This is a genomic window from Aliihoeflea sp. 2WW (assembly GCF_000497755.1).
Taxonomy (GTDB): domain Bacteria; phylum Pseudomonadota; class Alphaproteobacteria; order Rhizobiales; family Rhizobiaceae; genus Aliihoeflea.
Map to the genome: position 1 here is coordinate 177,865 of NZ_AYOD01000011.1, position 21,392 is coordinate 199,256.

The following is a 21,392-nucleotide window of genomic DNA, read 5'->3' on the forward strand; positions in this document are numbered from 1 at the left end:
CATGAACAAGCCCCCTCCCCTATCCGACGACGAACTCGAACGCTACGCCCGCCATATCGTGCTGGCCGAGATCGGCGGCCCGGGCCAGCAGAAGCTGAAACGCGCGCGCGTCCTCGTCATCGGCGCGGGCGGGCTCGGCGCACCTGTCCTGCAATATCTTGCCGCCGCCGGCATCGGCACGCTCGGCATCGTCGATGACGACCATGTCTCGCTGTCAAACCTTCAACGCCAGGTGATCCACGCGACCGAGGCGGTCGGCACGGCCAAGGGGGAAAGCGCCGCCGACGCGATCGGTCGGCTCAATCCGAACGTGAATGTCGAGATTCTCGCCCTGCGCATCACGACAGAGAACGCCGCCAGCCTGCTCGCCGGCTACGACATCGCGGTCGACGGCTCGGACAATTTCGACACGCGTTATGCGCTCGCCGATGCCTGCGCTGCAGCCAACATTCCGCTCGTCACCGGCGCGGTCGGCCGATTCGACGGGTCGGTCACGGTCCTGAAACCTTTCGAGGCGGGGCCGGACGGGCGGCAGAACCCGTCCTACCGCGATCTCTTTCCCGAGCCGCCACCGGCCGGCCTCGTTCCGTCCTGCGCGCAGGCCGGCGTCGTCGGCGCGCTGACGGGCGTCATCGGGACGCTGCAGGCGATGGAAGTGATCAAGCTCGTCACCGGCGCAGGCGAGCCGCTGGTTGGGCGGCTCCTCCTCTACGACGCGCTCGGCGCGCGTTTCGACGTCGTGAAATACCGCGCGGCTAGAGTTTAGCCGCGCATCGGATTCTCCGAAAACCGGTTCCCACTTTTCGGTCCGATGCGTCAGACCTTGAGCGGCAGCACCCGATCGGGCGGGCGGTGGCCGTCGAAATAGGTGCGGATGTTGATGATCACCTTTTCGCCCATGTCGATCCGACCCTCGATCGTCGCCGAGCCCATATGCGGCAGGATGACGACGCGGCCCTTGGCGGCGAGTTTCAACAGTTTCGGGCTGACCGCCGGTTCATGCTCGAAGACGTCGAGCCCGGCCCCGGCCAGCTTTCCGTCCTGCAGCATCCTGATCAGCGCATCCTCGTCGATGATGTCGCCGCGCGCGGTGTTGACGACATAGGCCGAGGGCTGCAGCAGCGCGAGGCGACGGGCGGAGAGGAGATGGAACGTAGCGGGGGTCGACGGGCAGTTGACCGAGATGATGTCCATGCGGGCCAGCATCTGGTCGAGGCTTTCCCAATAGGTCGCCTCCAGATCGTCCTCGATCTTCGGCGCGACGCGCTTGCGGTTATGGTAGTGGATCGACAGGCCGAACGCCTTGGCGCGGCGCGCGACCGCGGTTCCGATGCGACCCATGCCGACGATGCCGAGACGCTTCCCCCAGATGCGGTGCCCGAGCATCCAGGTCGGCGACCAGCCCGGCCATTTGCCGTCCTCGCTCAAGACATCCGCGCCCTCGACGAGCCGGCGTGGCACGGCAAGCATCAGCGCCATGGTCATGTCCGCCGTGTCCTCGTTGAGGACGTTCGGCGTGTTGGTGACGGTGATGCCCTTCTTGGCGGCGCTCGCGACGTCGATATTGTCGACGCCGTTGCCGTAATTGGCGATCAGCTTCAGATTGGGGCCGGCCTGCTCGATCAGCGCCGCGTCGATCCGGTCGGTAACGGTGGGAACCAGCACGTCGGCCTCGCGCATCGCCGCCACGAGCTGGGGCTGCGCCATCGGCCGGTCGTCGACGTTCAAGCGCGCGTCGAAAAGCTCGCGCATCCGCGTTTCGACCTGATCGGGGAGCTTGCGGGTAATGACGACCAGGGGCTTCTTGCGGCCTGCCATGGGTTCCTCGAATCCTGACGCGTTGAGACCTCTTTAACCAAGAACGCCGATAGTTCAAACCGGAATCACCCGCATTTCCTGGCGCGGCGCCGTCCGCCACGGTGGCGCTGGAGATGATATGTCAGAAAGGCCCGTTTCGACCATGCAGGACCACATCCCCTCTTCCTCGCGCCCGCGCCGCCTTGCCCTGGCGGGCCTCGCGGTTCTGCTGGCGTTCGGCGGCCTGGGGCTTGGAGGGCTCGCACCGGGGGCGACGGCCAGCGCCCAGGAAGTCGGACCGAGCGGTCTGCCGCTTCCGCGCTTCGTCAGCCTGCGCGCCAACCGCGTCAACCTTCGCGTCGGCCCCGGCACGAATTACGCCGTCGAGTGGATGTATCTGAAGTCGGGCCTGCCGATGGAGATCATCCAGGAATACGACAATTGGCGCCGTGTGCGGGATGCCGAGGGCGCGGAGGGGTGGATCAACCAGTCGCTTCTTTCGGGAAGCCGCACCGCCGTCGTCGCCCCGTGGCACAAGGGCAAGGACGACGTCCAGATCAACCTCTACGGCGAAGCAAACCGCGCCGCCGCGATCCGGGCCTATATCGAGCCAGGCGTCGTCGGGTCGATCCGGGCCTGCAATGGCGAATGGTGCGAGATGGAGTTTGCCGGCAACCGCGGCTGGATCGAGCAGGCGCAGGTCTGGGGCGCCTATCCGGGCGAAACCTATACCAACTGACGGATCAGATCGGGTCAGCCGCGCTTCGGGCGCAGGCGAATGACGATATCGACATTCGCGATTTCCATGCCTTCCGGCGGTTCGGGCAGGTTGGTGACGGTCACCGGTCCATGCTCGATATCCATCACCCGGTTCTCGCCTTCGACGAAGAAGTGATGGTGGTCGGAGGTGTTGGTGTCGAAATAGGTGCGCGCACCCTCGACGGCCAGAATGCGCAGCAATCCCGCCTCGGTGAACTGGTGCAGCGTGTTGTAGACGGTCGCCAGCGAAACGGCGACGCCGGCGCCCTGCGCCTCCTCGTGCAGTTCCTCGGCCGACAGGTGACGGTCGCCCTGCGCGAAAAGAAGATCGGCAAGCGCGATGCGCTGGCGCGTGGGCCGAAGCCCTGCACGCCTGACGCGCGTCTCGATCTGTGCTGCGGAGGTCTCGCTGCCTGAGGCCATTCTCTCGCCGGTAAACTCGTTCATACAAACCGTGTTGCTGCCGAACTTTCCGGGCAGCGTTGTCAAGAAGATATATTCGGTAAGCCGACCGCGATCAATAGCGGCGCATTGACCGGCGCGGACGGGCGCGTTAAGCGCGAAGCGCGGTTTCCTCGGGCAAACCGACTATGCTAGGGACTTTCTCAAACGGTCGTGAAGCGACCGTGCCAACGGGACGGAGCGATATGGCTGACCAGAAATCGAGCTACGGTTACGAGGATCTTCTCGCTTGCGCCGAGGGCAAACTTTTCGGTCCCGGAAACGCCCAGCTCCCCGCTCCCCCGATGCTGATGTTCGACCGCATCACGCAGATCAGCGAGACGGGCGGCGAATTCGACAAGGGCTTCGTGCGCGCCGAACTCGACATCAAGCCCGACCTCTGGTTCTTCCCCTGCCACTTCCCCGGCAACCCGATCATGCCCGGCTGCCTCGGTCTCGACGCCATGTGGCAGTTGACCGGCTTCTTCCTCGGCTGGCTCGGCGAAGAGGGCAAGGGCATGGCCCTTTCGACCGGCGAGGTGAAGTTCAAGGGCATGGTGACGCCATCGGTGAAAAAGGTCGAATACGGCGTCGACTTCAAGCGCGTCATGCGCGGCCGTCTCGTTCTCGGCATCGCCGACGGCTGGCTGAAGGCCGATGGCGAACAGATATACAAGGCGACCGACCTCAAGGTCGGCCTGTCTAAGCAGGAAGCCGCGTAAGGCATCCCGACACAATCGCGGACATTCGTGCCCGCCATCAAATGGAGCGCCATATGAGACGCGTCGTCATCACGGGTTTGGGGATCGTGTCCTCGATCGGAAGCAATGCCGAGGAGGTGACGGCCTCGCTGCGCGACGCGCGCTCCGGCATCTCCTTCTCCGACGAGTTCGCCGAGCACGGCTTCAAGTGCCAGGTCTGGGGCAAGCCCGATCTCGACCCCACCGAGGTCGTCGACCGTCGCGCCATGCGCTTTCTGTCCAAGGGCGGCGCGTGGAACCATGTCGCCATGGAACAGGCGATCACTGACGCGGGCCTCGGCGAAGCCGAGATCACCAACGAGCGCACCGGCATCATCATGGGCTCGGGCGGTCCGTCCACCCGGCAGATCGTCGAAGCCGCCGACATCACCCGCGAGAAGGGCAGCCCCAAGCGCATCGGGCCGTTCGCGGTGCCAAAGGCGATGTCGTCGACCGCATCGGCCACGCTTGCCACCTGGTTCAAGATTCACGGCGTCAACTATTCGATCTCGTCGGCCTGCTCGACCTCGGCACACTGCATCGGCAATGCCTACGAACTGATCCAGTTCGGCAAGCAGGACCGCATCTTCGCCGGCGGCCACGAGGATCTCGACTGGACCATGTCGAACCTCTTCGACGCCATGGGCGCCATGTCGTCGAAGTACAACGACCGCGGCGAAGTCGCCTCCCGTGCCTATGATGAAGGCCGCGACGGCTTCGTCATCGCCGGCGGCGCCGGCGTCCTCGTCCTTGAGGACCTCGAGACGGCCAAGGCGCGCGGCGCGAAAATCTATGCGGAAGTCGTCGGCTACGGCGCGACGTCGGACGGCCACGACATGGTCGCCCCCTCGGGCGAAGGCGCGGTGCGCTGCATGCGCCAGGCGCTCGCCAACGTGAAGGGCGACGTCGACTACATCAACACCCACGGCACCTCGACGCCTGTTGGCGACTCCAAGGAAATGGGGGCAATCCGCGAGGTATTCGGCGACAATATCCCGCATATCCAGTCAACCAAGTCGCTGACCGGCCATTCGCTCGGCGCGGCGGGCGTCCAGGAATCGATCTATTCGCTCCTGATGATGCAGGCCGGCTTCATCGGCGAGAGCGCCCATATCGAAAACCTCGACCCCGAATTCGAGGGCATGCCCGTCGTGCGCAAGCGCATCGACGACGCCAAGTTCGACATCGCGCTCTCCAACTCGTTCGGCTTCGGCGGCACCAATGCGACGCTGGTCTTCCAGCGTTACCAGGGCTGATCCGATGGATGGTTTGATGAAGGGCAAGCGCGGCCTCGTCATGGGCGTCGCGAACGATCATTCGATCGCCTGGGGCATCGCCAAGCAACTCGCCGAACACGGCGCCGAACTCGCCTTCACCTACCAAGGCGAAGCGTTCGGCCGCCGGGTGAAGCCTCTCGCCGAAAAGGTCGGCGCGAAGCTCGTCCTACCCTGCGACGTCGAGGATTCCGCCTCGATCGACGGCGTTTTCGATGCGCTGAAGGCCGAATGGGGCACCATCGATTTCGTCGTCCACGCCATCGGTTTTTCCGACAAGAACGAGTTGAAGGGCCTCTACGCGAACACCACGAAGGACAACTTCACCCGCACGATGGTGATCTCGTGCTACTCCTTCACGGAAATCGCCCGCAAGGCTGCCGAGATGATGAATCCCGGCGGATCGATGCTCACGCTCACCTATGCCGGCTCGGTCCGCGTCATGCCCAACTACAACGTCATGGGCGTCGCCAAGGCCGCGCTCGAGGCGTCGGTGCGGTATCTGGCCGACGACTACGGACCGCGCGACATCCGCGTCAACGCGATCTCGGCCGGCCCCGTGCGCACGCTCGCCGGTGCGGGCATTTCGGATGCGCGGCTGATGTTCTCGTTCCAGAGCCGCAACTCGCCGCTGCGCCGCACGGTCACGATCGACGAGGTCGGCGGCTCGGCCCTCTATCTCCTGTCCGGCCTGTCCTCGGGCGTGACGGGCGAGATCCACTATGTGGATTCGGGCTACCATATCACGTCGATGCCGCAGCTCGACGAGCTGAAGTCGACCGACAGGATCGTTGGTGAAGGCGCGTAAATCCCGTTCAAGGTTGCAAAATATATCTTAAGGAGTCGGCGGTAATACATCTGTGAAACAGGGTGTTACCGCATGACGTCTCGAAATCCGATCCGGACGAAGGGCTTCCGGCTGCTGACGATCGCAGCCTGCACGCTCGGCAGTTTCGTGATCGGACTGGCCGCCGCCCGCTACGGCATGGGCGGCGTCGGCGGCATCCCGGCCGAGATCGTCGGCCTCAGCATGGCCGCGCTCTGCGCCTTCGCGGCGGCAAGTTCGGCGGCTTCCTTCTTCGCCGGCGTCGATGAATCCGTCCAGTATGTCTACCACGAAACGCAGCACGACAAGCTGACCGGCCTGCCCGGCCGCCAGGCGATGATGTCGAAGATTCGCGAGGCGGCGGACCGCACGCGATCGACCGGTTCGCCCGTCTTTCTGATCGACATCGACATCAACCGCTTCAAGTCGATCAACGACGCGATCGGCTATTCCAACGGCGACGAACTGGTCCGCGCCTTTGCCGATCGGCTGCGCCAGGTGGTGCCGGTCGGCACGGCGGTCGGCCGGATCGGCGCCGGCGAGTTCGCCCTCCTCTATCAGGATGAAGGCGGGGCCGAGCGGGTCGACCTCTTCGTCGAACGCCTGCTCGATCTGATGACCAAGCCCTACCGGCTGACCACGCACCTTCAGTCGATCAATCTGTCGATCGGCATCGTCTCTCTGCCCAAGGACGGTTTCGAGCCGACGCGCCTGTTGCGCCTGTCAAACCTCGCGCTGCAACACGCCCGCGGCTCCGGCGTCGGCGGCTGGGCGGTGTTTCATCGGGAAATGGGCGAGGTCGCCGATTATCGCCAGTGGATCGAGGCCGAACTCAACGGCGCGTTCGAGCGCGGCGAATTTTCCCTGCACTACCAGCCGCAGCACGATCTTTCGAGCGGGCGCATCGTGGGCTACGAGGCCCTGATGCGCTGGACCCATCCTGCGCGCGGGATGATCCCGCCGGCCGAGTTCATCCCGATCGCCGAAGAGACGGGCATAATCGCGCCGATCGGGGCGTGGGCGCTTCGCCAGGCCTGCCTCGACGCGCGCCGCCTGCCGCAGGATTGCTTCGTGGCGGTCAACATCTCGGCGGTCCAGTTCATGACTCGCGACTTCATCGCGCAGGTTGCAGCCGTCGTGGCGGAGACGGGGATCGATCCCTCCCGCCTGGAAATCGAAATCACCGAAACGGCGATGATGCAGGACCGCGACCGCGCCGCCGCGATCCTGAAGGATCTGACGGCGATGGGACTGACGGTCGCCGTCGACGATTTCGGCACCGGCTATTCCAATCTGAGCTATCTGATCGATTTCTCGTTCCACAAGCTGAAGATCGACCAGTCCTTCATCCAGCGACTGGAAACCGATGCGAGCACCGGCGCGGTCGTCTCGACCATTGTCGGCCTGTCGCGCGCGCTCGGCGTCCATACGATCGCCGAGGGCGTCGAGACCGAGCATCAGGCGACGCTTCTGCGCGCCGCGGGCTGCCATATCGTCCAGGGCTATTATTACGGCCGGCCGGCACCGCTGTCCGTCGCCGCGGTCGAGCAGAAGCCGTTCCTGCGCGCGGTGAGCTGACTACTTCCGGGCCCAGAGGACCTTGAACCCGGATTCGCGCGCGCTCAGGCCCGTCGCGGCGAACATATCCGACAGCGTCGCCTCGTAAGGCAGGTGCACATTGGCGACGAGATGAAGCCGACCGCCCGGTTTCAAGAGCCGCCACGCGCCTGCGATCATTGCCCGTCCGACGTCCGGGTCGCCGCTGCGCCCGGTATGAAAGGGCGGATTCATGACCACCGCGTCGTAGCGTTCGCGCGGGTCTTCGGCCGCGACGTCGAGCCAGCGCGTCGTGCTTGCCATGGCGCCCGCCAACCGCTTCATGTTTGCTTCCGCCGCCTGTGCCGCGGCGTGGCTCGCCTCGTAGAGATCGATCCGCTTCACCTTCGGGCAGCGCGCGGCGATCTCCACCGACAGGTACCCCCACCCGGCGCCGAGATCGGCGACCGCGCCGTAAAGGTCCTTCGGCAGGTGCTCCACCAGAAGCGCCGAGCCCGGATCGATCCGGTCCGCCGAGAACATGCCGGGCATCGTCTCGTACCGATCGTCGACGACGATGGTTTCCAGCTTTTCGGCCGGCGCGCCATCGGCGCGGAACCAGAAGACGTTGCCATGGTGCTTGGCCGCCTGGCCTTCGATCTCGAAGCGATCCTTCAGCCGTTTGCGCAGGCTGTCGGCACCGTCGGTCTTGAGGCCGGCGACGACCACGAGGCCGCCCGGGATCACGCGCGCACTGGACTCCAGCACGTGATGCTCGTTCATCTGCCGGTGCCGGCCGCACAGGACCAGCGCCAGCGCATAGCCGTCGCCGTCGCCGTCCAGAGCTGGCGTCACGCGACAGCCCGCACGCTCGATCTTCAGGAACTCGGGGCGGAAATCCTGCACGGCATCGACGCTCGCCGTGTTGAGCCCGCGCACCAGCGCTTCCGTGGCGTTCAGCGCCAGCAGGCGCCCGCTCTCGGGCAGGTCGAGCACCCCCGTCTCGAATGGATGCAGCAGCGTCTTTGTCGCGTCGTTCACGGCAACCTCACAAAAAAACGGGCGCGAAGATCGCGCCCGTTCCATTTCGGATATCGGCGAGGATCAGGCGTCGGCCTCTTCGGCGTCAGCCGACTTCTTCTCGCGGACGAGTTCCTTGCCGGTCTCCTGGTCGACGACCTTCATCGACAGACGGACCTTGCCGCGCTCGTCGAAGCCGAGCAGCTTGACCCAGACCTTCTGGCCTTCCTTGACGACGTCGCCGGTCTTGGCGACACGGTCGGCGGCGAGCTGGCTGATGTGGACCAGTCCGTCCTTCGGGCCGAAGAAGTTCACGAAGGCACCGAAATCGGCGACCTTGACGACCGTGCCCTCGTAGATCTCACCGACTTCCGGCTCGGCCACGATGGTGTGAATCCACTTGCGTGCCGCCTCGATCTCCTTCGCGTTCGACGAAGCGATCTTGACCGTACCGTCGTCCTCGATGTTGATCTTGGCGCCGGTCTTTTCCACGATCTCGCGGATGACCTTGCCGCCCGAGCCGATCACGTCGCGGATCTTGTCGGTCGGGATGTTCATCACTTCGATACGCGGTGCGAATTCGCCGAGCTCGGAGCGACCCTCGGTGATGGCGTTGGCCATCTCGCCCAGGATATGAACGCGACCGTCCTTGGCCTGACCGAGCGCGATCTTCATGATCTCCTCGGTGATGCCCTCGATCTTGATGTCCATCTGCAGCGAGGTGATGCCGGCTTCGGTACCTGCCACCTTGAAGTCCATGTCGCCGAGGTGATCCTCGTCGCCGAGGATGTCGGAGAGAACCGCGAAGCGCTCGTCTTCCTTGATCAGGCCCATCGCGATGCCCGCGACCGGCTTGGCCAGCGGAACGCCCGCATCCATCAGCGCGAGCGACGTGCCGCAAACCGTCGCCATCGAGGACGAGCCGTTGGACTCGGTGATCTCGGAGACGATGCGCAGCGTGTAGGGGAACTGCTCGACGGCCGGAAGCATCGGACGGATCGCGCGCCAGGCCAGCTTGCCATGACCGATCTCGCGACGACCGGGCGAACCCATGCGGCCCGTTTCGCCGACCGAGTAGGGCGGGAAGTTGTAGTGAAGGAGGAAGCGCTCCTTGTAGGTGCCGGTCAGGGCGTCGACGAACTGCTCGTCTTCGCCGGTGCCGAGCGTGGCGACGACGATCGCCTGCGTCTCGCCGCGGGTGAAGACGGCCGAGCCGTGCGTGCGCGGCAGGACGCCGACTTCGGAGACGATCGGACGGACCGTCGAGAGGTCACGGCCATCGATGCGGCTCTTGGTGTCGAGGATGTTCCAGCGGACGATCTTCGCCTGGAGCGACTTGAACACGGTGCCGATCTGTTCGGAGGTCCACTTGGCCTCTTCGCCTTCGGCCGGCGTGAAATGCGCCTTCACCTTCGCCTTGACGGCGTCGACGGCGGCATAGCGCTTCATCTTGTCGGTGTTCTTGTAGGCGGTGCGCAATTCGTCTTCGACGAGGCCCAGCATTTCGGCTTCGAGCGCCGAATAGTCGGCCGGCTTGAACTCGCGCGGCTCCTTGGCGGCGACTTCGGCCAGCTTGATGATCGCGTCGATCACCGGCTGGAAGCCGCGATGGCCGAACATGACCGCGCCGAGCATGGTCTCTTCGTCGAGTTCCTGCGCTTCCGACTCGACCATCAGCACGGCATCGCCCGTTCCGGCGACGACGAGGTCGAGCTTGGATTCGGGCATCTCGTCGACATGCGGGTTGAGGACGTACTCGCCGTTGATGTAGCCGACGCGCGCGCCGCCGATCGGGCCCATGAAGGGCACGCCCGAAAGCGTCAGGGCTGCCGAGGTCGCGACGATGGCCAGGATGTCCGGATCGTTCTCGAGGTCATGCTGCATGACGGTGACGACGACCTGCGTGTCGTTCTTGTAGCCGTCGGCGAAAAGCGGGCGGATCGGACGGTCGATCAGGCGGGAAACAAGCGTTTCCTTCTCGCTCGGACGGCCTTCGCGCTTGAAGAAGCCGCCGGGGATCTTGCCGGCCGCGTAGGTCTTTTCCTGATAGTTGACGGTCAGCGGGAAGAAGTCGAAGCCGGGCTTCGGCTCCTTGGCGGAAACGACGGTCGCCAGAACGACGGTCTCGCCATAGGTTGCCAGAACGGCGCCGTCGGCCTGGCGGGCGATCTTGCCCGTCTCCAGAACCAGCGGGCGGCCTGCCCATTCGATTTCCACGCGATGGTGATTGAACATGTAGTGTCCTTTCATGGCCGAACCTTGCAAAGCCTTCGCCTTGCCGATCCCGGCCTGTCTTTGGCGGGACGAGCCACGGGCAAGACAACGGGAGGCTCTTCATCGGCGCCGGCGGGCGCGAGCATCCTGCAATCCTGCCCCATGACCGATCCCATGGAGCGTCCCGGCCTTCATGGCCACTGGGACGGGTCGGGCACCGTGCCCGAATGCGAAAATCGGCGGGAGCGCAAGCGATCCCGCCGAAGAACTGTTAGCGGCGCAGGCCGAGCTTTTCGATCAGCGTCTGGTAGCGGCCTTCATCCTTGCCCTTGAGATAGTCAAGGAGCTGACGGCGCTGCGAGACGAGAGCCAGAAGACCACGGCGGGAATGGTTGTCCTTCTTGTGGTCCTTGAAGTGCTCGGTCAGGTTCTTGATACGCTCGGAGAGCAGCGCGACCTGAACTTCCGGCGAACCGGTGTCGTTCTTGGTCGTCGCGTATTCGGTGAGCAGTTCCTGCTTGCGTTCAGCGGTGATCGACATCTCATGCTTCCTTTCGATTGGGAGGAATGGGGTCGCCCACGGCCGGGATGTCGTCCAGCGGGGGCCAGTGGTCGCGGCAGCAAAGGCTGCGGCGATGGCGCGCATATAGTCCATATGCGCCGACATTGCCAGCTAATTCAGCGAAGCGGGCCTTAGCCGCCGAACCGACGCTCGGCCTTCATCGCGTCGGGGTCGGGAAGAAGCTTTTCGACCGGCATGGTGAAGCGGCAATGCAGCCCGTCCGGCGTGATCTCGCGGTCGATCACCGCATCGAGGGTGCCACCCAGCATCCGCTCGATGACTTCGGTGCCGAAGCCGCGTCCCTCCTCACGCGGCTCCAGCCGCGCCACGGTTTCGCGCCAGTCGATAACCAGATTTTTGCTGCCGATCGTCCATTCGACGGCGAGGCGGCCGCTATTCGTCGAGAAGGCACCGTATTTCGACGCATTGGTCGCCAGTTCGTGGACCGCGAGCCCGATCGTCTGCGCCGCCTGGTTGGACAGGCGAAAATGCGGCCCTGTCATCGTCAGTCGCGAGGCTTCGCCCGGGCGGAACGGCTCGATCTGCGCCTCGAGCAGTTCACGCAGTTCGACGCCCGCGACGCCGCCGGCAATCAGGAGATCGGTCGAGCGCGCCAGCCCCTGCACGCGCTTCTGGAACGAATCCTGGAAGGCGTCGAAATCGGGCGCATGGCGGGCCGTCTGCTTGGCGATGGACGAGACGACGGTCAACTGGTTCTTCGACCGGTGCGCGACCTCGCGCATCAGGAACCGGATTTCGCCTTCCGCCTCCTGCCGGTCGTGCGACGCTTCGGCGAGCGCGGACGAGACGGTCGCGATTTCCGACACCTTGTACGGCTTGGCGGTCACCGCTTCGCCCGAGCCGAGCCGGCGCGCGTCGGCGGCCAGTTCGCGCACCGGGCGCGTCACCTGACGCGCGAGCACCCAGGCGAAAAGCGCACTGAGCGCCGCGAGGAGAAGCCCGCCGAAGGCGAATGTCTGCAACGCGCGCGTCAAAGGCGCAGCCACGACTTCGGTCGGAGACCAGACGACGACCTTCCAGCCGCTCAGGCGCGAATTCACCGTGAAGGTCTCGTAGTTCGCACCGTCGACGGCCAGGGTCTGGCGCGAGGGGGCGCTGTCGGAGCGGCCCTCCTCCCAGAGCAGGAACGGCTTGCCGATGTCGGACGACATGAAGGTCGTCGCAACGACGATGCCGTTGCCGTCGACGACCGAGGCGTTCCAGCCGCCGCGCAGGTTCTGTCCCGCGATGAGGCTCGTCAGGTCCTCGGCATTCTGGGTCAGGACCAGAACGTGCCGCTTTTCGTCTTCATCCCAGGGCACCATGACGTTGAAGACCCATTTCTGGGCGACCTCACCGTAAAATGCGTTCGAGATAACCGTATTGCCCGTATCGAGCGCACGCTGTGCTGGTATCGGGTCGGATGTCTGGCCGAGATCGGCGCCGAAGTCGACGCGCGTATTGATGAGCTGGTCGAGATTTTCGTCGAGCAGGATGAAGTAGGATCGGGTGTCGCGAAGCGCACTTCTGGCCCGGTCGTAGAGTTCAACGAGATCGTCGGTGTCGAGCGAGCGCGACGTCGACAGCACCCGCAGCGTCGTCGTCATGCCGGCGAGTTCACGGTCGATCGTCTCGACGATCGACCCGGCCGTGGCTTCGGCCAGCGTCGTCAGTACGTCCTGCTGGGCCCGGTTGTTTCGCTCGAGCAGGACAGCGGTGAACAGAAGTGTCGGGATGAGCGCGACCGCGACGAGTGCGCCGAGATACGCGCCGATCGGCAGCGGCCACGAGAAGAGGCGGGTGCGCACGTTTTCGGCAGGCTTGTCGGTCGCTCCGTCGCTCAAATCATTCCCCCGGCTCGCGAGCGATTCGAGCTCGTCTCGTCTGCAGGTTAGCGCATGTGTCGACCTGGAGGCGCTAACAATTGATGAACGTTTTCCCCTTCCGGGGAATCGTTCACCGATTGCTAAAATTCAATTGGGGCGAAAAACCGGGCGCGTCGCGTTCAGCCGACGAAAACGCGCTTCGGCTTGAACATGCCAGCCTCGATCATGCCGATCGCGACGAGCTTGCCGCGCGCGGTGGCGCAGGCTTCGTCGGCTTCGAGCGGCGCGTCGCGGCCGCGGATGATAACCGGATTGCCGAGCCGTATGCGCGCGGCGGCATCATCCGTCAGCGCCACCTGCGGCAGGCAATCGAGCGCGGCGCCGGTGTCGACGAGCAGGTCGTCGAGCGCCTTCAGTTGCGCGCCTTCCGGCCGTCGGGGCGCCTCGCCCTCGGCCAGTTCCGGAGCATTCGATGCCACGGCCGCTTCCAGTTCGGCGAGCGTGACCAGATCGTCGGCGGTGAACGGGTCGACCTCGGTGCGCCGCAGCGTCGAGATGTGACCGTAGCAGCCCATGTCGCGGCCCATGTCGCGGGCGAGCGAGCGCACATAGGTGCCCTTGCCGCACTCGATCTCGAACACCGCGCTGTCGTCGTTGCGTTCGATCAGGTCGAACCGGCCGATCTCGACCTCGCGGGCCGGAATGTCGACAGTTTCGCCTTCACGGGCGAGATCATAGGCGCGCTCACCGGCGATCTTGATGGCCGAGAATTGCGGCGGCGTCTGCATGATGACACCGGTATAGTTCGGCATGACCGCGCGGATCTCGGCCTCGGTCGGCCGCACATCGGAGCGCTTCGTGACATCGCCTTCGAGGTCGTCGGTCGCCCGCTCCTCGCCCCAGGTCACCGTGAAGCGGTAGACCTTGGCGCCGTCCTGCACATAGGGCACCGTCTTGGTCGCCTCGCCGAGCGCGATCGGCAGCATGCCGGAAGCGAGCGGGTCGAGCGTGCCGGCATGGCCGGCCTTTTCGGCGTTGAACAGCCACTTCACCTTCGAGACCGCATCGGTGGAGCCCATGCCCACCGGCTTGTCGAGAATCAGCCAGCCGGAAACCGGACGCCCCTTCTTCTTGCCGCGCCGCGCCATACTAGCTCTTGTCCTCGTCTTCGTCGTCAAGGTCGCGCACCACTTCCGGCGAGCGGAGGAGCGCATCGATCTTGGCGAAATTGTCGTAGCTGGTGTCGAGCCGGAACCGGAATTCGGGCATGTATTTCATCTGGCGCAACGCGCCCGAGACGCGGCCGCGAATGAACTTCGCGTTCTTCGCCAGCGCCTTGATCACGGCCTGGTCGTCCTTGGCGCCGAGCGGCGAGACGAAGGCCGTCGCGATCTTCAGGTCCGGCGACATCCGCACTTCGGAGATCGAGATGACAGTGCCCTCGATCACGTCGTCGCGCACCTCGCCGCGCTGAATGACGTCGGCGAGCGCATGGCGCACCTGCTCGCCAATGCGAAGCTGGCGCTGGGACGGGCCGTCCGAAGCGAAGCGGGACATGGGATTACCTCGATCTCGCGCGAACGGGGTCAAACCGTCGCGACTTCGTTCAAACGGATGCAACGGCGGGGGCCCCGCCGCTGCCTCGTTTCATGTTCCGCGCACTAGAGCGTGCGCGTGATCATCTCGACGCGGAAGCACTCGATGACGTCGCCGGCACGAATGTCCTCGTAGTTCTCGAAGGCCATGCCGCACTCCTGGCCGACCGGCACTTCGGAGACTTCGTCCTTGAAGCGCTTGAGCGTCTTGAGCTTGCCTTCGTGGATGACGACGTTGTCGCGCACCAGACGCACGCCGGCGCCGCGCTCCATCTTGCCTTCCGTGACGCGGCAGCCCGCCACCTTGCCGACCTTGGTGATGTTGAACACTTCGAGAATCTCGGCATTGCCGAGGAAGGTCTCGCGGCGTTCGGGCGACAGGAGGCCGGACATGGCGGCTTTGATGTCGTCCACGAGGTCGTAGATGATGTTGTAGTAGCGGGTCTCGATGCCGGCCTGCTCGGAAGCCTCACGCGCCTGCTTGTTGGCACGCACGTTGAAGCCGAGGATGACCGCGCCGGACGTTTCCGCCAGCGAAACGTCGCTTTCGGTGATGGCGCCGGCGCCCGAATGGACGATGCGCGCGCGCACTTCGTCGGTGCCCAGCTTGTCGAGCGCGGAGATGATCGCCTCGATCGAGCCCTGCACGTCGCCCTTGATGACCAGCGGGAACTCCTTGAGTCCCGAGGTCTGGAGCTGCGACATCATCTGCTCCAGCGAACCGCGCTGGCCAGCCTGGCGTGCGACAGCCTTCTCGCGGGCGAGACGCTGGCGATACTCGGCGATCTCGCGCGCCTTGGCCTCGTTTTCGACCACGGCGAAGCGGTCGCCGGCCTGCGGCGTGCCCTGGAGACCCAGGACCTCGACCGGCAATGCCGGACCGGCTTCCTTGATCTGGTCGCCCTTGTCGTTGACGAGCGCGCGGACGCGGCCCCACTCGTTGCCGGTGACGATGATGTCGCCGATCTTGAGCGTACCGGCCTGGACGAGCACGGTCGCGACCGAGCCGCGGCCCTTGTCGAGCTTAGCCTCGATGACGACGCCCTCGGCGGTGCGGTCCGGATTGGCCTTCAGGTCGAGAATTTCGGCCTGCAGCAGGATCGCCTCGAGAAGCTTGTCGAGATTGGTGCCCTTGGCCGCCGAAACCTCGACGTCCAGCACTTCACCGCCGAGCGATTCCACGAAGACCTCGTGCTGAAGGAGTTGCGTGCGCACCTTCTGCGGGTCGGCCTGCGGCTTGTCGATCTTGTTGATCGCCACGATGATCGGCACACCGGCCGCCTTGGCGTGGCTGATGGACTCGATGGTCTGCGGCATGACGCTGTCGTCGGCCGCAACCACGAGGATCGCGATGTCGGTCGCCTGCGCGCCGCGGGCGCGCATCGCCGTGAAGGCGGCGTGGCCGGGCGTATCGATGAAGGTGATCTTCTGACCGTCCTGCTCGACCTGGTAGGCACCGATGTGCTGGGTGATGCCGCCGGCCTCGCCCGAAACGACATTGGCCTTGCGGATGGCGTCGAGCAGCGAGGTCTTGCCGTGATCGACGTGACCCATGATGGTGACGACCGGAGGACGCGACTTCAGGTCCTCGGCGTTGTCGGCGATGTCGAACATGCCGGTCTCGACGTCGGATTCCGACACGCGGCGAACGGTGTGCCCGAATTCGGACGCGACGAGCTCGGCCGTATCGGCATCGATGATGTCGCCGGGCTTCATGATCTGGCCCTGCTTCATGAAGTATTTGACCACGTCCACGGCACGCTCGGCCATGCGCTGTGCAAGTTCCTGCACCGTAATCGTTTCGGGCAGAATCACCTCGCGGGAAATCTTCTCGCGCGGCTCCTGCATCTGGGCGCGCTTGAACTTTTCCTGGCGGCGGCGCATCGACGAGAGCGAACGACCGCGCGCATCGCCGTCATCCGACGTGGCGACGGAGAGCGTCAGCTTGCCGCGGCGACGGTCGTCGTCGGTGCGTGGCTTGGCCGGGCGCGGCGCCTCGACGGCAGCCTTGACCGGACCGCGCTTGATGGCGGTTGCCGGGCGTGCCTTGGCGCGCGAATCCGCTTCCTCTTCCTCGGCGACTGCCGGGGTGACGGGCGCACGGCGACGAGCTTCCTCTTCGGCGCGGCGGCGCGATTCCGCCTCGGACTGGAGCCGGGCTTCCTCCTCGGCCTGGCGGCGGGCGGATTCCTCACGCTCCTTGGCGCGGCGGGCATCTTCCTCGACGCGGCGCTTGGCGTCCTCGGCGGCGCGCACGCGCTCTTCCTGTTCGCGCACGCGAGCGCCTTCGAGCGCACGACGGCGGGCATCCATCTCGCCGCTCGACAGCGAGTTCAGGACCATGCCCGAACCGCGATTGCCGACCGGACGGGGTGCGGGACGCGGTGCCTGCTGGGAGGGTGCGGGGCGCTGCGGCTGAGGCTGCGGCGCGCGCACGACCGGCTCGATGACAGGAGCGGGCGCTGCCTGGACGGGCGCTGCCGGCTTGGGCTTGGGCGCAACGACAGGCGCAGCCGCCGGCACGGCGGCAGCGACAGGCGCTTCCGGCTTGTCGCCCGGCATGGAGAACTTGCGCTTCTTGGTCTCGACGACGACGGACTTGGTGCGGCCGTGCGAGAAATTCTGGCGCACGGTTCCCTGCTCCACGCCGGGGCGCTTCAGCGTCAAGGTCTTCTTGGTGTTGACGCTCAACGTCTTGTCGTCACCCGATTTCGTATCACTCATTCCGTATCCTCTGCGGCCTCTCGGTGGTCGATGACCGCCGCATTCGCATTCCGCTCGTCCGGGGTTCCGCCCCGATATCGGTCAAGCGCACCCACGCGCTTTGCCGCCGCTTTGCCGGCATCCAAGCCGAGCACGGCAGCATGTATCACATTTGCCCCCCCCAATGCCAAACCCAATTCGGCCTGCGAAAAGAGTTTGTAGGCGGGGATATCCGGCCCTTCCAGATGCACAACGGAGCGCCGTGCCTGGGTAATCTTGCGCACGCCGTCCTCCGACGCTTCGATGGCGTGAAGGACGAGTTTTGCCTTGCCGCTGCGCACTGCGGCCTCGACTTTCGCGGCGCCGAGCACCAGTTGCCCGGCCTTGCGCGCCAATCCGATCGACCCGAGCGCCTGCCGGGCCAGAAGCCGGTCGACGAGATCGCCGAGATCGGACGATACGGTGACCTTTTCCTTCAGGGCGCGGGCGAAGAGGTTCTTCGCCACCGCCTTGTCCAGGATGGTCCGCTCCGCCGTCACCCAGCAGCCGCGACCGGGCAGATTGCGCTTGAGATCGGGAACGACGCCCATATCGGGACCGGCCACGAAGCGGATCAAGCCGTCAGGCGATCCGCCCTGCCTCGTCACTATACATGTGCGTTCGCTGGCCGCGTTCAAGTGCGCTCCATCCATCCGGCACCCGATCAGGCGCCCTGCGTTTCGTCCTGGGCCTCGCCCTCGGTAGCGGCTTCCTCTTCGGAGGCCAGATCGTCCTCGGTGATCCAGCCGGCCTTGAGGCGGGCGGCGACGACCATCTGCTCGGCATCGGCGCGGGTGACGCCAAAGGGCGACAGGACGCCCTCGAACATCTTCGTCTCGCCGTCCTTGCGCTCCTTCCAGCCGACGAGATCGTCGACGGCGTAGCCGGCGAAGTCCTCGATCGACTTGACGTCGTCCTCGCCGACCGCGACCAGCATTGCGGTCGTCATGCCGGGAATTTCGCGCAATTCGTCGAGGACGCCGAGCGTGCGGCGCTTCTCGTCATATTCGGATTCGATGCGCTCGAGATGCTCGCGGGCCCGCTCCTGAATCTCGGACGCCGTGTCCTCGTCGAAACCGTCGATCGACGCGATCTCGTCCGAGTCGACATAGGCGACTTCCTCGACGCTCGTGAAGCCTTCCGACGCCAGAACCTGGCCGACCATCTCGTCCACGTTGAGCGCGTCCATGAACAGGTTCGAGCGCTCGACGAATTCCTTCTGGCGGCGCTGCGATTCCTCTTCCTCGGTCAGGATGTCGATGTCCCAGCCGGTGAGCTGCGAGGCAAGGCGCACATTCTGGCCGCGGCGGCCGATGGCCAGCGAGAGCTGATCATCCGGCACCACGACTTCGATGCGCTCGGCATCCTCGTCCAGAACGACCTTGGCGACTTCCGCCGGCTGCAGCGCGTTGACGATGAACGCGGCGGCGTCCTGGCTCCACGGAATGATGTCGATCTTCTCGCCCTGGAGCTCGCCGACGACGGCCTGAACGCGCGAACCGCGCATACCGACGCAGGCGCCGACCGGATCGATCGACGAGTCGCGCGAGATGACCGCGATCTTGGCGCGCGAACCGGGGTCGCGGGCGACCGACTTGATCTCGATGATGCCGTCGTAGATTTCCGGCACTTCCATCTGGAAGAGCTTGGCCATGAACTGCGGATGGGTGCGCGACAGGAATATCTGCGGGCCGCGCTGCTCGCGGCGCACGTCGTAGACATAGGCGCGGACGCGGTCGCCATACTTGTAGTTTTCGCGCGGGATCAGTTCGTCGCGGCGGATGATCGCCTCGCCACGGCCGAGGTCGACGATGACGTTGCCGTATTCGACGCGCTTGACCGAGCCGTTGACGATCTCGCCGACGCGGTCGCGATATTCGTCATACTGGCGGTCGCGCTCGGCTTCGCGGACCTTCTGGACGATGACCTGCTTGGCCGACTGGGCGGCGATACGGCCAAAGTCCATCGGCGGAAGCAGGTCCGCGATGAAATCGCCGACCTGTGCGTCCGGATTGCGGTGGCGGGCATCCTCGATCGAAATCTCGCGGGCATATTCCTCGACGGTCTCGACCACTTCGAGCAGGCGCTGCAGCTTCATCTCGCCGGTCGTCGGGTTGATGTCGGCGCGGATGTTGGTTTCCTGGCCGTAGCGCGAGCGCGCCGCCTTCTGGATGGCGTCGGCCATTGCGGCGATGACGATCTGCTTGTCGATCGACTTTTCGCGGGCGACGGCGTCGGCGATCTGCAGAAGCTCGAGCCTGTTTGCACTCACTGCCATGGTAAGTCTCCTTGGGCACTTTGCCTGCGCAGCGCGTCAGGCGTCCGTCTCAATCAGTTGTCGTTGTCGGCGTCGGGTCCGTCGCCTTCGATTTCCACGTCGTCGTCGAGCTTGCGCGCCTTCTTGGCGGCCTTGTCGCGCTTCAGCGTCTCGCGGATCAGATCGTCGGTCAGGATCAGCTTGGCGTCACCGAGCGCGTCGTAAGGGATGCGCGCGACCGGTTCCTCGCCATAGCTGAGCTGATCGCTCTCGAGCGTGATACCGTTTTCGTCCGCCTCGACGATCTTGCCCTTGAAGCGCTTGCGCCCGGCGACCATCAGGCTGGTCTCGATCTTCGCCAGATGCCCCTTGGCCAGGACGAAGTCGGACTTGCGCACCATCGGCCGGTCGATGCCCGGCGAGGACACTTCCAGATGATAGGCCTTTTCGATCGGGTCTTCCACGTCGAGAACCGGCGAGACGGCGCGGCTGACCTCCTCGCAATCCTCGACCGTCATCGTGCCGTCGAAGCGCTCGGCCATGATCTGCAGCGTCAGGCCGTTCTGGCCCGACAGGCGCACCCGCACGAGCTGGTAGCCCATCGAACGCATTACCGGTTCGATGATCTGCGCAATGCGCGCATCGATGCCCGTCTCGCGGATGATGCGGTCGTCGCCCGAAGGTTTGGAAGTGCCGGTTTCGCTCAATTGGTGACCCTGATCGTGCGGCCGGTAACAAAAAAGAGCGGGACCGGGTGGACCCACTCTTTGCCATACCGACCAAGAATTTGACGCTCCTATACGCCAACCGGCCCGTCCGATCAAGAGCGGCGTTGACCCCTGCATTCCTGCATGGCTGCCCTGACGAAGCGGTATTGGCGAAATCGCGGCAGCGCACCTATCTTTGCTGCATCGCACAATTCTGAAAGGATCGCAGCCATGTCCCGTTCGCTCCAGCGCAGCGTTTCCAGCTTCTTCGGCATTTTCCGCAGCGCGATCGCCGTGTCCGCCGCCGCCGAAGCCGGCCGTCCGGCCCACGCCGGCGATCTGTCCCGCCTCGGCATCGACCCGGCTCAGTTCCGTGCCATCGAGCGCCGCTGATCAGATCCGCCTGAACGTCAGATAGGCAGGCGTACGCCCCTCGCGGATCGCCTTCGCCTCATAGCGCGTGCCCGGCCAGCCTTCATAAGGCTGGCGCCAGTCGTCCGGCCCCTCCGCCTGCCAGTCGAAATCGCCATGCGCCCGGCAATGCGCCAGCGTCCAGTTGACGTAATGCGGGATGTCGGAGGCGAAGCGGAACCGCCCACCCGGCTTCAGGACGCGCGCGAAACGGTCGAGATTGACCGGGCTGACGAAGCGCCGCTTCCAGTGCCGTTTCTTCGTCCACGGATCGGGATAGAGAAGATCGATCGCCGACAGCGATGCCCCCGGCAGCCAGTCGAGAAGTTCGGTGGCGTCGTCGTCATGGAGCCGGACATTGGCGAGCGGCGCCGCATCGAACTGCGACACGAACTTCGCCATGCCGTTGACGAAGGGCTCGACGCCGATGAAGCCGGCTTGAGGAAAACGCGACGCCTCGTGATGAAAATGCTCGCCGCCGCCGAAGCCGATCTCCAGCCTGACCTCATCTACCGGCGCTGCGAACAGCGTGCGCAGATCGGCGGGTGCCGGCGTCTTCAAATCGAGTTTCAGCCGCGGCAGGTGGGTCGCCATCTGCGCCACCTGCTTCGGGCTCATCGTCTTGCCGTGCCGGCGGCCGAAAAAGGCTTCGGTCGCCCGCTCTCCCCAAACGTGTCCCGACATT

General features: G+C 65.1%; 20 protein-coding genes. 7 read left to right on the plus strand and 13 right to left on the minus strand.

All coding sequences use genetic code 11. The annotated features are described in order from the left end of the window. Position 1: 1 nt before the first annotated feature. Positions 2 to 766, plus strand: a complete 765-nt coding sequence (gene moeB, locus ALII_RS0107575; RefSeq protein WP_024586720.1) for a molybdopterin-synthase adenylyltransferase MoeB — start codon at positions 2 to 4, stop codon at positions 764 to 766. Positions 767 to 816: 50 nt separating this feature from the next. On the opposite strand, the gene ALII_RS0107580 is transcribed toward moeB, so the two are convergent. Next, positions 817 to 1,818 carry a D-glycerate dehydrogenase gene (locus ALII_RS0107580; protein WP_024586721.1) on the minus strand — a complete coding sequence of 334 codons (1,002 nt, stop codon included), beginning with the start codon at positions 1,816 to 1,818 and terminating at the stop codon, positions 817 to 819. 118 nt (positions 1,819 to 1,936) lie between these two features. Here ALII_RS0107580 and ALII_RS0107585 point away from each other — a divergent pair, with 118 nt between their 5' ends. Beyond that, on the plus strand, positions 1,937 to 2,536 hold the full coding sequence (locus tag ALII_RS0107585) for an SH3 domain-containing protein (RefSeq protein ID WP_244437366.1): 600 nt from the start codon (positions 1,937 to 1,939) through the stop codon (positions 2,534 to 2,536). 14 nt (positions 2,537 to 2,550) lie between these two features. On the opposite strand, the gene irrA is transcribed toward ALII_RS0107585, so the two are convergent. Next, positions 2,551 to 2,979, minus strand: coding sequence for an iron response transcriptional regulator IrrA (gene irrA / locus ALII_RS0107590; RefSeq protein WP_029660302.1), 429 nt, complete (start codon positions 2,977 to 2,979; stop codon positions 2,551 to 2,553). Positions 2,980 to 3,203: 224 nt separating this feature from the next. Here irrA and fabA point away from each other — a divergent pair, with 224 nt between their 5' ends. The 4 genes from fabA to ALII_RS0107610 all read left to right on the plus strand — a co-directional run bounded on the left by fabA (position 3,204) and on the right by ALII_RS0107610 (position 7,415). Then, positions 3,204 to 3,719 (plus strand): 3-hydroxyacyl-[acyl-carrier-protein] dehydratase FabA, encoded by a 516-nt coding sequence (gene fabA / locus ALII_RS0107595; protein ID WP_024586724.1) that lies wholly within the window; start codon positions 3,204 to 3,206, stop codon positions 3,717 to 3,719. 53 nt (positions 3,720 to 3,772) lie between these two features. Continuing rightward, on the plus strand, positions 3,773 to 4,993 hold the full coding sequence (fabB, locus tag ALII_RS0107600) for a beta-ketoacyl-ACP synthase I (protein WP_024586725.1): 1,221 nt from the start codon (positions 3,773 to 3,775) through the stop codon (positions 4,991 to 4,993). A 4-nt stretch (positions 4,994 to 4,997) separates the two neighbouring features. After that, the gene (gene fabI, locus ALII_RS0107605; RefSeq protein WP_024586726.1) at positions 4,998 to 5,819 is read left to right on the plus strand and encodes an enoyl-ACP reductase FabI; all 822 of its coding nucleotides are present in this window, start codon (positions 4,998 to 5,000) and stop codon (positions 5,817 to 5,819) included. Positions 5,820 to 5,891: 72 nt separating this feature from the next. Continuing rightward, positions 5,892 to 7,415, plus strand: coding sequence for a bifunctional diguanylate cyclase/phosphodiesterase (locus ALII_RS0107610; protein WP_029660303.1), 1,524 nt, complete (start codon positions 5,892 to 5,894; stop codon positions 7,413 to 7,415). On the opposite strand, the gene ALII_RS0107615 is transcribed toward ALII_RS0107610, so the two are convergent. From ALII_RS0107615 to rimP, 10 genes are all read right to left on the minus strand, one after another. Next, positions 7,416 to 8,414, minus strand: a complete 999-nt coding sequence (locus ALII_RS0107615) for a class I SAM-dependent methyltransferase (protein WP_024586727.1) — start codon at positions 8,412 to 8,414, stop codon at positions 7,416 to 7,418. It lies immediately after the preceding gene. Positions 8,415 to 8,477: 63 nt separating this feature from the next. Beyond that, entirely contained in the window at positions 8,478 to 10,628 is a 2,151-nt protein-coding gene (pnp, locus tag ALII_RS0107620; protein WP_024586728.1) for a polyribonucleotide nucleotidyltransferase, read from the minus strand. 250 nt (positions 10,629 to 10,878) lie between these two features. Then, a complete protein-coding gene (gene rpsO / locus ALII_RS0107625) occupies positions 10,879 to 11,253 on the minus strand; it encodes a 30S ribosomal protein S15 (protein ID WP_280113762.1) in 375 nt (124 codons plus the stop codon). Positions 11,254 to 11,300: 47 nt separating this feature from the next. Beyond that, entirely contained in the window at positions 11,301 to 13,013 is a 1,713-nt protein-coding gene (locus tag ALII_RS0107630) for a sensor histidine kinase (RefSeq protein ID WP_024586730.1), read from the minus strand. A gap of 161 nt (positions 13,014 to 13,174) precedes the next feature. Further along, positions 13,175 to 14,143: a tRNA pseudouridine(55) synthase TruB gene (truB, locus tag ALII_RS0107635; RefSeq protein WP_024586731.1), complete on the minus strand. Its 969-nt coding sequence runs from the start codon at positions 14,141 to 14,143 to the stop codon at positions 13,175 to 13,177. A 1-nt stretch (position 14,144) separates the two neighbouring features. Beyond that, entirely contained in the window at positions 14,145 to 14,552 is a 408-nt protein-coding gene (rbfA, locus tag ALII_RS0107640) for a 30S ribosome-binding factor RbfA (RefSeq protein WP_024586732.1), read from the minus strand. A gap of 104 nt (positions 14,553 to 14,656) precedes the next feature. After that, positions 14,657 to 17,314: a translation initiation factor IF-2 gene (gene infB / locus ALII_RS0107645; protein WP_024586733.1), complete on the minus strand. Its 2,658-nt coding sequence runs from the start codon at positions 17,312 to 17,314 to the stop codon at positions 14,657 to 14,659. After that, positions 17,311 to 17,970 (minus strand): RNA-binding protein, encoded by a 660-nt coding sequence (locus tag ALII_RS0107650; protein WP_024586734.1) that lies wholly within the window; start codon positions 17,968 to 17,970, stop codon positions 17,311 to 17,313. Before ALII_RS0107650 ends, infB begins: the two co-directional genes overlap by 4 nt. A 26-nt stretch (positions 17,971 to 17,996) precedes the next feature. Then, complete coding sequence (nusA, locus tag ALII_RS0107655; protein WP_024586735.1) at positions 17,997 to 19,610, minus strand: transcription termination factor NusA; 1,614 nt, start codon at positions 19,608 to 19,610, stop codon at positions 17,997 to 17,999. Positions 19,611 to 19,663: 53 nt separating this feature from the next. Continuing rightward, on the minus strand, positions 19,664 to 20,296 hold the full coding sequence (gene rimP, locus ALII_RS0107660) for a ribosome maturation factor RimP (RefSeq protein ID WP_024586736.1): 633 nt from the start codon (positions 20,294 to 20,296) through the stop codon (positions 19,664 to 19,666). A 231-nt stretch (positions 20,297 to 20,527) separates the two neighbouring features. On the opposite strand from rimP, the gene ALII_RS22860 reads away from it, so the two are divergent. Further along, complete coding sequence (locus ALII_RS22860) at positions 20,528 to 20,689, plus strand: hypothetical protein (protein WP_173401400.1); 162 nt, start codon at positions 20,528 to 20,530, stop codon at positions 20,687 to 20,689. On the opposite strand, the gene ALII_RS0107670 is transcribed toward ALII_RS22860, so the two are convergent. Beyond that, positions 20,690 to 21,391 (minus strand): tRNA (guanosine(46)-N(7))-methyltransferase TrmB, encoded by a 702-nt coding sequence (locus ALII_RS0107670; RefSeq protein WP_024586737.1) that lies wholly within the window; start codon positions 21,389 to 21,391, stop codon positions 20,690 to 20,692. Position 21,392: the final 1 nt, after the last annotated feature.